General features: G+C 46.1%; 9 protein-coding genes and 1 other RNA gene. 5 read left to right on the top strand and 5 right to left on the bottom strand.

Annotated features, from left to right (window positions below):
* Positions 1-14 precede the first annotated feature (14 nt).
* The 3 genes from JMA39_RS14865 to JMA39_RS14855 form a co-directional block, all read right to left on the bottom strand.
* Entirely contained in the window at positions 15-644 is a 630-nt protein-coding gene (locus JMA39_RS14865; protein WP_202722636.1) for a 5-formyltetrahydrofolate cyclo-ligase, read from the bottom strand.
* Between the two features lie 306 nt (positions 645-950).
* The gene (locus tag JMA39_RS14860) at positions 951-1,667 is read right to left on the bottom strand and encodes a Crp/Fnr family transcriptional regulator (protein ID WP_202722635.1); all 717 of its coding nucleotides are present in this window, start codon (positions 1,665-1,667) and stop codon (positions 951-953) included.
* Between the two features lie 262 nt (positions 1,668-1,929).
* The gene (locus JMA39_RS14855) at positions 1,930-2,127 is read right to left on the bottom strand and encodes a hypothetical protein (RefSeq protein WP_237732848.1); all 198 of its coding nucleotides are present in this window, start codon (positions 2,125-2,127) and stop codon (positions 1,930-1,932) included.
* Between the two features lie 369 nt (positions 2,128-2,496).
* Between JMA39_RS14855 and JMA39_RS14850 the strand changes: the two genes are divergently transcribed.
* Positions 2,497-2,832: a hypothetical protein gene (locus JMA39_RS14850; protein ID WP_202722634.1), complete on the top strand. Its 336-nt coding sequence runs from the start codon at positions 2,497-2,499 to the stop codon at positions 2,830-2,832.
* A gap of 1,089 nt (positions 2,833-3,921) precedes the next feature.
* On the opposite strand, the gene ssrS is transcribed toward JMA39_RS14850, so the two are convergent.
* Positions 3,922-4,103: non-coding RNA, 6S RNA (gene ssrS / locus JMA39_RS14845), on the bottom strand.
* An 82-nt stretch (positions 4,104-4,185) separates the two neighbouring features.
* On the bottom strand, positions 4,186-4,506 hold the full coding sequence (locus JMA39_RS14840) for a cell division protein ZapA (protein ID WP_202722633.1): 321 nt from the start codon (positions 4,504-4,506) through the stop codon (positions 4,186-4,188).
* A 338-nt stretch (positions 4,507-4,844) separates the two neighbouring features.
* Between JMA39_RS14840 and JMA39_RS14835 the strand changes: the two genes are divergently transcribed.
* The 4 genes from JMA39_RS14835 (at position 4,845) to gcvT (ending at position 9,510) form a co-directional block, all read left to right on the top strand.
* On the top strand, positions 4,845-5,420 hold the full coding sequence (locus JMA39_RS14835; RefSeq protein ID WP_202722632.1) for a UPF0149 family protein: 576 nt from the start codon (positions 4,845-4,847) through the stop codon (positions 5,418-5,420).
* A gap of 95 nt (positions 5,421-5,515) precedes the next feature.
* Positions 5,516-6,835, top strand: coding sequence for a 2-octaprenyl-6-methoxyphenyl hydroxylase (ubiH, locus tag JMA39_RS14830; protein WP_202722631.1), 1,320 nt, complete (start codon positions 5,516-5,518; stop codon positions 6,833-6,835).
* Positions 6,836-6,902: 67 nt separating this feature from the next.
* Positions 6,903-8,123 carry an FAD-dependent oxidoreductase gene (locus tag JMA39_RS14825; protein ID WP_202722630.1) on the top strand — a complete coding sequence of 407 codons (1,221 nt, stop codon included), beginning with the start codon at positions 6,903-6,905 and terminating at the stop codon, positions 8,121-8,123.
* 292 nt (positions 8,124-8,415) lie between these two features.
* Positions 8,416-9,510, top strand: coding sequence for a glycine cleavage system aminomethyltransferase GcvT (gene gcvT, locus JMA39_RS14820; protein ID WP_202722629.1), 1,095 nt, complete (start codon positions 8,416-8,418; stop codon positions 9,508-9,510).
* Positions 9,511-9,892: the final 382 nt, after the last annotated feature.

Raw genomic sequence — 9,892 nt, 5'->3', positions numbered from 1 at the left:
AATTCTAATGACAGCTACAGCTCAAAACTATGGCAGTGGCTAGGGGTGATGATAAACGGTAACGGCACATCCCAATGCTCGCAGGGCAATTTATCAACTTGCTGGCAATCATGAGCATAGCCTATGGGCAAAGGCTTGCCCGTGTGCTGCCAGTTAGCCAGAGTTCTATCATAGAAACCGCCGCCCATACCCATTCTGTTGCCCAGCAGGTCGAAGGCAACAAGCGGCGTGATCACCACATCGATCTGATGGGGGAGCAGCATCTGGGTGATGTTCAGTTTTGGCTCCCAGATACGCATATGGTTCTTCTGCATCTGGGTATCGGTTTGGTAGCGAAAAAAGAGTAAGTTTCCTGGGCTAAAGGGGTGCAGCCTAGGTAGGTAGACCTCAACCTCATTCTGCCAAAGCGCCTCGATTAACGGCTTGGTATCGAGCTCACCGTCATTGGTTAAGTACAGGGCAACACGCTGTGCCTTGAGTTGTTTAAGTTTTGATAGGGTAAAGTCCGCGGCTGTCATCGCAAAGCTGTCTTGCTGTTCGGTGGCCAATGAGCGGCGCGCCTCCCTGATCTGGCTGCGGATCGCTTTACGGCATGCTTTATCGCTCGCACTGGATGAGAACTGAGGCGGTAACTGTGATGGCATAATAAAAGGACTCCTATCAATGACCTAAGCAGTCTATCTTGCCAAGGAAGGATAAGCAAAGGAGGTTATAAAGAAGGAGCTAGGTTCTAGGAAAGGCAAAGAAAGGTCCTAGGAAGAGCTAAGACAGTTAAAGCTAAGATGAACGGCCTGCGGCCTAGAGAACGTGACTGCGTCACTACAGAACGCTGCGCTTACGGTTCAGGCTGAGACGGTGCTAGCCAATACGGACAAGCATAGATGAAAGAGCGATATTTGTTCTTCTGTAGGTTGGCTTCAGCCCATTAGTCTAAGTTATTGAAGCGAGTATTAGTGACCGATGAGTAACCTCGGATCTCGGATACTTAAGTCTACGCGATCGAGCTTATGTCCAAGCCCTGTGAGGTCGGTAAGATAGATGCAGTTACGCTTAAGCTCCACTAAATTTTCCACCTCTAGTTGCTTGATAGCTTCATTGACTCTCTGGCGAGCGATTCCAGTAATTTCACTTATCTGCTGCTGTGAAATTTTGATTTGTGGGATCTCACCTAAAACGCTCGGAATATGTGCTGCAAGTTCGATCAGTAGATAGACAATACGCTTATCTTTAACTTCGCTCATCATAAGCTGAGATTGCAACCATTTAGCTTTAGCTTCGAATGACAAGGCATGAAACCATTTATATATTTCAATGTTGTCTTGGGCTAAACGGTGAAGATCAAAATTACTAAAATGAATCAGTTTAACGTTATCGATCTCAGTAATGAAAAACGGAGTGCAACCAGTATTTTGGTTGTCATAATTACCAAACCAGTCGCCTTTACCCATCACTATGTTGTTGACGGTTTTAAGGCCAGGCGTTTGCATACCTATAGCCACAGTGCCTTCTAGTATAAAACTTGCGCCTTGGTGAGCGATAGCTGAACCATCCACCTCACTAGGCTTTAATTGAGTTTTTAGCTGAGCAACAGACAGTAACTTGTTAACTAAAGCAGGTGAAAGTTCCGTATTCCAACGTACGATTTCTTTAAGCTTGGAGTCAATCAATGTCGTACCTTAGAGTGGTGATTAAGCGTGGAAAGAGCTGATTATGACATAGTTAACTGCAACAAAGTGTCCGTTAGCGGACAAAGTTTAAAGTGGAGAGGCTATTACTCTTTTGAGTAAATCCGCCCTAAATAAGCGGTTAGGCCAATATCATCCCGAGTGTTAATGCTTCATTAGTTCTGTTTGTGACGGATAAAAATAGCCCAGTCAATCGTTTGCGCAGTTAGAGTCTATCGGCAAATTTTTTGCATTTTTTCAAGGGTTAAATCCAGACCTTTTTCTTCTCTTTCACAAAGGCCTTTATGTGATCGGCTCTGTCCTTGTCTCTGCCTATTTCATCGGCTTTGACTTTAAGCCCCAAGGCTTTAAGTTTATAACTTGGAGTTGCTTTGAGCTTTAACGAACAGAGCTCATATTTAGCCGCAAATGACACCGCAATATTTTCATCTAAACCAGCCAACGAATTAAATGACCACCAGCAATCAATATTATTGCTAATTTTCTCAGTCTATATCTCTACTCATAGGGCTGTTACCGCAGCAACCGTTAATCGTAGCAACCTTAGAGAGTATTTAAAGATAACTCTGTCCGGTGCAGGACAGACGTCGCCATAGAGGTGATGTTTAAATATTAGGGAGTGTGAGTCAGTTCAAAAGAAAATAACGCTTGCGTGTATTTACGAGTGGTCACCTGTGTAGCCTGTTGTTAGGAGAGGTTGTTGAATGAAATTATTAAAGAAATAGCAGTAGAAGCTTATTCGCTAGTTTAGCGGTGAGCTTCATTGAACCATTAAGATTGTACGAGTAGTAATAGTGGATAGGTATTTAAAATGAAGAAAATTAGTATTTTGTTTTTACTTGTTTATGGCTTTAGCTTTTCCTTTTCCTTAATTGCGAATGAGCTTGCATTGACACAAGGATACGACTGTAACAGCTTAAATGATCATCTAGAAAATCAGCTTGTTAGCACTCCAGAATGGAAGATCAGAGTGAGTGTTAGTAACTGGGAAGAGTATAAGGGGGATATGCCGGATATAGGGTCGCCAGTACCCAATTTTGTCTATCTTTTATGTGAAGAAGAGAGAAATTCGGCACGACTAGTGGAGGACATTGTTTTTGATGTTTTAGACCAAGCAGCATACGAAGCACAGTTCGTCTCAAATTGAAGATAAAAATTGAATCGATGGGCACAAAGACGATACAGGCTGAGACGGTTAAAGTAGATTTAAGTAGAGACGGAAAAGTAACTTTACTTTTTAGCTCGGGCTTAAGCCCATCCTCGAAGTGAAGCGCCCTAGGATCTAGAACCTCCCACTTGAACATGGGAGTACACAGCTGTATGGTTTTGTGATTAATGAGGTTAGCAACGCTATTAGCGATGCGAGTGATGTGGCTAAAGATACTATGCACAGTATGAAGAACAAATTTAGCAAGCTTTGGGCTTAAGGGCTACAAGGTTATGCTTAAAGGCATGGCAAGTGTGCCCAGCCCAATCAAATCGAAATATTTAAACATAAATAAACTCAAAGGATAAATATGCTTGCTGCAGCACTGTCTTCACTTATTCTCGTTTTCGTGCTCTGGTGTAATCTTGGTTATGAACTGCTTACTGGGCAAACTATTATCTGGTATGAGTGGACCATAGTCGTTGCAGCCACCTTAGGATACAGTGGTTACTATCTTAATTTGTTTTTTAGGAAAGACTGAGAAGGTTTAAAGTCGGAAAAGCAAAGACAGTTAAAGCTAAGATGAACGGCCTGCGGCCTAGAGAATGTGACTGCGTTACTACAGAACGCTGCGCTTACGGTTCAGGCTGAGAAGGAGCTAGGGAAAGCAGGTTAAAGCTAAGACGAGACGAGACGAGCAAAGATGAACGGCCTGCGGCCTAGAGAACGTGACTGCGTCACTACGGAACGCTGCGCTTACGGTAGGTAAAGAAGGTGCTAGGAAAGGCTGGTTCTAGGTCCTAGGAAGAGCAGAGAAAGAGCCGGAAAAGCAGAGAACAAGAGAGTGTTTCTGTCTGGTTTTAGCTTGAGCTTTTGCTTTACCTAGCAGGGCGAAGCCCGCCCTCGAAGCGAAGCGTCCTAGGAGCTAGGACCTTAAGATACAAAAAAGCCACCTCTGTCGAGATGGCTTATTGTAAAGATTTAGATGCTCTCCCCAGTCTTTTCATAGAAAGTCCGACGGGTCGGTATCACCAATGCGCAGATACAAAAAAGCCACCTCTGTCGAGATGGCTTATTGCAAAGATTTAGATGCTCCCCAGAATACCGACCGCTGGTGTAGCCCTTGAACCGTAGGTTCAAGGCGGGTAAATGAGTACCTCCTAAGGCTTCTCGGTACGAGCCGAGCTTGCACAATGTCAGTAAAACATTCACCCTGGGTTTGTAAGTATCGGCACAGGGACATTACCAGCTAGCGAATATCCCAGGGAGCAAAACTTGTGTTCGTAAACCAGTCGGGTGACTTAAATGGGCTTACGATAAATCTGTTAAAGGCTGCTGATTAAGCAAGCTCTATTATAACGAATTTTCGTCGGGTTTTGTAGCGCGCTCTACGAGTGCATCTTCAAGTGTCGACTGCAGCAAACCGATTTTAGTATCCATCTGCCTAATATAATCTTGATTCTTTTGCTGTTCTTCTAACAGCTCATAGCCAATATTTAATGCTGCCATAATGGCAATCTCTTCACGGCTAATATTATTGGTACGCGTTTTAAGCGAGCTTAACTGCTTTTCAAGGTTACTGGCCACATGCCTAAGCGCAGCCTCTTGTCCTTGTGGACAAGCAATAGAGTAGGTACGACCCAAAAGGGTTATGTCAATCGCCTTGCTACTCATCCCGAGAAGAATCCTTAAACCGTGTACTTGAGCGGACTATATCGGTCTACATAGCAAAGTGCAACACGATCGGCCTGCAAACTGCCACTGTTTAGATTAATTGTTGTTTAGATCGCCATTGGCGTATAAACATAAACCACTTTGTACTAATAAATTAATTAAGCGCTAACTTAAGTGTTAACCCACATCTAGCCCACATCTAATTCAGTCATCATAGCGATTGTTGCTTTTGTGGCTAAGCCCGCAAACTTTTACCGACTTTATCGAGTCGACTCTTGGTCGAAACCACCACTTCTGCTAGCATGAAGCGAGTATATTTTGTGATTGGATAACACCTTATGGCTAGCCTACCTACATTGCGCATAGATAAATTACTTGCAGCACTCAACGCCGCTGAGATTGGTCAGCACCCTGTCGAAGTTCATGGCGCACTCGTTGGGCTCATTTGTGGTGGGGTAGAGCAAAACGCCTCAGGTTGGACTCAACCGCTACTTGAGCTGATGAACGACGGCCAAGCGCTACCTAAAGAGTTGCAAGCGCTGATTGAAGAGCTGTATCAAGATGCGGTGACGCGTCTGTCTGATACTGACTTTGGCTTTAGCCCTATGCTGCCGCAAGAGGAAGAGTCACTGCCTAAGCGCGTCGAAGCGCTGTCCTTATGGGTACAAAGCTTTCTAACCGGCATCGCGATTATTCAGCCTAAACTTAACGAAGCCTCTCTGGATGTGCGTGAGGTGATTCAAGACCTGTCTGAGATCGCCCAAGTGGAGTTTGATGTTGCCGAAGACGAAGAGTCAGAGGCGGCACTGATTGAGCTAATGGAATTTACCCGTATGGCGGCGCTGATGTGTTACGCCGAGTTCGGTCCAGACGTTGATGACGACGAGCCAATCGATGTGGGTGTGCTTCACTAACTCGCTGATAACTTACTACCGCCATCGCCTCTAGGCATGGCGGTTTTTGTATCAGTAATACCTAAATTCATTTTGTTGTTGAGTTCATACATTCCATGGCTAATCCTAACGAACCCACAGACCTTGCAATTAGCGCAGAGATCAATGATGTCGATATTGCCATTGTTGGCGGTGCGATGGCGGGGGCGACATTAGCCCTAGGGCTGGCCCAGCTTGTACAAGAGCTAAAATTAGACGCTGCCAATAGCTCACAGCCGCTTAAGATCGCCCTTATCGAGGCTCACAAGCCAAGCAATGAGCACCCAGGCTTCGATGCCCGCTCTATCGCTATCTCCCATGGCTCAATCTTCCAGTTACAGCAGTTAGGTCTGTGGCAGCATCTTGATTCGTTAGCGACGCCAATTAGCAATATTCATGTTTCCGACCGTGGCCACTTTGGCATGACAGAGCTTAACAGCGAGTCATTCCATCTACCGTATCTTGGCCAAGTGGTTGAGCTTGAAGCGGTAGGTAATAAGCTATTTAGCCTACTAGAAAAAAGTGATATCGCCCTCTATTGCCCCAATAAGTTGCAAAGCATTGAGGCTAGCATGGACTCACAACTGCTGACGCTGGAAGATGGTCAGCAGATCGCAGCTAAGTTAGTGGTTGCCGCAGATGGGGTGAACTCCAAGGTGCGTCAAGCCTTTAAGCAGCCATTAGAACAAATTGATTTTGGCCAGAGCGCCATTATCGCCAACATTCATACCGAGCAGCCACATGAAGGCTGGGCCTATGAGCGCTTTACCCAAACAGGCCCGCTGGCACTACTGCCAATGGCCGACAGTAACGGCGAGTCACGCCTCTCTTTAGTGTGGGCATTACCGCCCGGTGAAGCCGAGCGGCTATTAACTGCGCCAAAGAGTGAGTTTATCGACAAGCTGCAGCAGGCCTTTGGTTACCGAGCCGGGCGCTTTATCGATATCGGTAACCGCTTTAGTTACCCACTATTGCTGTCATATATGCCGCGACCTATCTATCACCGCACGGTGTTTTTAGGTAATGCAGCGCAAACCTTGCACCCGATAGCGGGGCAAGGTTTTAACTTAGGCCTGCGCGATGTGGTGTGTTTAATAGATGTGGTCAAGCAAGAGCTAGCAAAAACACAATTAAGTGAGCGAACGCTTACTAACTCGGGTGGGGAGCTAGTATCGACAGTTGATTTGGGTAGCACAGCGTTAACCCATGGCTACCTTGAGCGCCGAAATGCCGACAGGCAAGGCACCATGAACAGTATCGAGTTTTTAGTTCGCGGATTTTCCAACGACCATTGGCCACTGGTAATTGGCAGAAACCTCGGGCTGCGACTATTGTCTTGGTTCCCGCCGTTAAAAGCCCCTGTGGCACAGAAGGCGATGGGCTGGATAAATAGTTAGTTTGCCAGCGTAAAGCGTTTAATAATCCGATTTTAGAAATAAGCCGTTTTTTGAGTAAGGGTAAAAGATGTTAAGCACACAAACTTATGATGTCGCAATCGTTGGTGGAGGCATGGTTGGCCTCGCAACGGCAATAGGTTTAGCGATGGAAGGCATTAAAGTGGTGGTGATCGATGCCGGTCAAACCCAAGCGGTTTCCGGTGCACCAAAGCTTAGAGTGAGCGCCATCAACAAGGCCAGTCAGCAACTCATTACTAACTTAGGTGCATGGCCTTACTTGGCGGCATCGAGAGTGAGTCCTTACCAAAAAATGCAGGTCTGGGATAAAGACAGCCTAGGTAAAATCGATTTCGACGCCCACTCATTGAGTGAGAGCCACCTAGGCTCGATTATTGAAAACGACGCCATCGCCTTCGCACTGGCCGAGCGTGCAGGCGAGTTTAAGGAGCTGACCTATATTGAAAATCAACGCCTAGAGCGTATCGCCTTTGGTGAGCGTGAGGCTTGGTTAACCTTAGACAATGGAGACAGCTTAAGTGCTGCGCTGGTGGTTGCTGCCGATGGTGCCAACTCTTGGGTGCGCGAGCAGTGCAAAATCCCAATGACCTTCTGGGATTACAACCATCACGCGATTGTGGCCACCATTCGCACCGAACTGCCCCACGGCGATACCGCCAGACAAGTGTTCGACAGCGAAGGGCCGCTGGCCTTCCTACCTTTATATGAAAAAGATCTCAGCTCAATCGTCTGGTCGGTGTCACCAGAAAGAGCTGACGAGCTACTGGCATTAGATAAGGTGAGCTTTGATCGCGCCTTAACCGCAGCATTCGATGGTCGCCTAGGCATGTGTAGCCTTGAGAGTGAACGTCAGTCGTTCCCGCTACGTATGCGTTATGCCCGTCATTTTGCTCAGTCACGTCTCGTGCTAGCAGGCGATGCGGCGCACACTATCCACCCACTTGCAGGGCAGGGAGTTAACCTAGGGTTTCTCGATGCCGCTAGCATCGTTGAGGTGGTGAGTGAGCTTAAACAGCAGGGCAAAGATATCGGTGACTACCGTAATCTGCGCGATCTTGAGCGCTGGCGTAAGGCTGAAGCCTTAGAGATGATCACCGCGATGGAAGGTTTTAAGCGACTATTTCAAGGCAGCAATCCGCTTAAGAAAGCGATACGTGATTTAGGCTTAAATATCGTCGACAATTTTGCGCCATTGAAAACACTGTTTATTCAACAGGCGCTAGGTAACAAGAGTAATCTGCCGAAGCTGTGTAAGCGGAACGAAAATTAACAATCTTGACTCATTAGTTAGATCTAAATAAGCCTTTAATTTCATAAGTTTGTTTGTGAGATTAATTGTTAGGATATTTTTGTGTGAAAATTTCACATATTGATAATGAGAAAAACTAATGACAAAACTGTTCGGATTAGAAAATTCTTTTGTATACAAAGTGGCGTCTCAAGGTATAATTTCGCCGCATTTTAATACGACTACATTGATCTGCTGCCTCTATCTTAATATGCGTACCCTATAAAGAGATAGCAGCAGTTACAGACTAGAAGACCCCAAAGAAGGGATAGAAATGGCTAACAAAACTGTACTTTTTAACAAGCATCTAGAATCGAACGGCAAGATGGTAGACTTCCATGGTTGGGATATGCCACTTAACTACGGTTCACAAATCGAAGAGCATCACGCAGTGCGTAAAGACGCCGGTATGTTTGACGTATCTCACATGACAGTTGTTGATGTGATTGGTGATGACGCTTGTGCCTTTTTGCGCAAACTGCTAGCCAACGACGTCGCTAAGCTTAAAGTCCCAGGTAAGGCCCTATATGGCGGTATGCTTGACCATAACGGCGGCGTAATCGACGACCTTATCACCTATTACCTATCAGATACCGAGTACCGTATTGTTGTTAACTCAGCAACACGGGAAAAAGACCTTGCTTGGATTAGCGAGCAAGTCAAAGGCTTCAGCGTTGAAGTGACCGAGCGTCCAGAGCTGGCGATGATTGCCGTTCAAGGTCCAAACGCTAAGGCAAAGGCCGCCACCGTATTTAACGCCGAGCAAAACGCCGCTGTAGAAGGCATGAAGCCATTCTTCGGCGTGCAGTCGGGTTCGCTGTTTATCGCAACCACTGGCTACACTGGCGAAACGGGCTACGAAGTGATTGTGCCTGAAGCTGAAGCCGAAGCACTATGGCAAGCATTCCTAGATGCGGGCATTAAGCCATGTGGCCTAGGCGCACGTGACACGCTACGTCTTGAGGCGGGCATGAACCTTTACGGCCTAGATATGGACGAAAGCGTTAACCCACTCGCCGCTAATATGGGCTGGACTGTGGCATGGGAGCCAGCGGATCGTGACTTTAACGGTCGCCAAGCGCTAGAGAAGATTAAAGCCGAAGGCACCGACAAGCTTGTTGGTCTTATCATGGACGCCAAAGGCGTTATCCGTCACGGCATGTCAGTATTCTTTACCGACAGCGATGGGGTTGAGCAGCAAGGGACCATCACTAGCGGCACATTCTCGCCAACTTTAGGTTACTCAATCGCTATGGCTCGCGTACCACGCAGCATTGGTGATGTGGCTGAAGTTGAGATGCGTAAGAAGCGTGTACCGGTTAAAGTCATCGCACCGTCATTTGTGCGCAATGGTAAGCAAGCATTCTAATTTTCTGGCTTAATACTGGCTATTTAGTCCTACTTTGTCGTCGCCAGTGCTCATTGATGCTTATCAACTGCGCGCTGGCTCCTAAAATTAGAACTAAATCTCTGCGTATTTAGCTCAGAAAACGTTTTGTGGATGTGGCGAATATAAAACTTATTCGCTTTATCAAGATAGAGCAAAATTGACGATTTCATCTATTTTTAGCTAACGCTTAAATAAAGCGTAAAACAGATAGATTTGCGCGCTTGAACAAGATCAATGTGGCAAACGTCAAAAACTAGATGAAATCGCTGCACTTATGATGTAAAAATGGTGCAAAAATTGATATAAGCCTTATAGGCAAGTCAGTGTAACGTCTTATTAAATACAGAATTAGAACATCGAA

Origin of the sequence: Shewanella schlegeliana, assembly GCF_016765635.1 — a bacterium.
GTDB classification, from domain to species: Bacteria; Pseudomonadota; Gammaproteobacteria; order Enterobacterales; family Shewanellaceae; genus Shewanella; species Shewanella schlegeliana.
The sequence above is the reverse complement of the archived record's forward strand: the minus strand, read 5'-3'. Positions and strand labels throughout refer to the sequence as shown.

Bases quoted from the DNA above. Each gene is read 5' to 3' on its own strand.
- JMA39_RS14865 (WP_202722636.1), bottom strand. From the start codon at position 644: ATGCCATCACAGTTACCGCCTCAGTTCTCATCCAGTGCGAGCGATAAA.
- JMA39_RS14850 (WP_202722634.1), top strand. From the start codon at position 2,497: ATGAAGAAAATTAGTATTTTGTTTTTACTTGTTTATGGCTTTAGCTTT.
- JMA39_RS14840 (WP_202722633.1), bottom strand. From the start codon at position 4,506: ATGAGTAGCAAGGCGATTGACATAACCCTTTTGGGTCGTACCTACTCT.
- JMA39_RS14835 (WP_202722632.1), top strand. From the start codon at position 4,845: ATGGCTAGCCTACCTACATTGCGCATAGATAAATTACTTGCAGCACTC.
- ubiH (WP_202722631.1), top strand. From the start codon at position 5,516: ATGGCTAATCCTAACGAACCCACAGACCTTGCAATTAGCGCAGAGATC.
- JMA39_RS14825 (WP_202722630.1), top strand. From the start codon at position 6,903: ATGTTAAGCACACAAACTTATGATGTCGCAATCGTTGGTGGAGGCATG.
- gcvT (WP_202722629.1), top strand. From the start codon at position 8,416: ATGGCTAACAAAACTGTACTTTTTAACAAGCATCTAGAATCGAACGGC.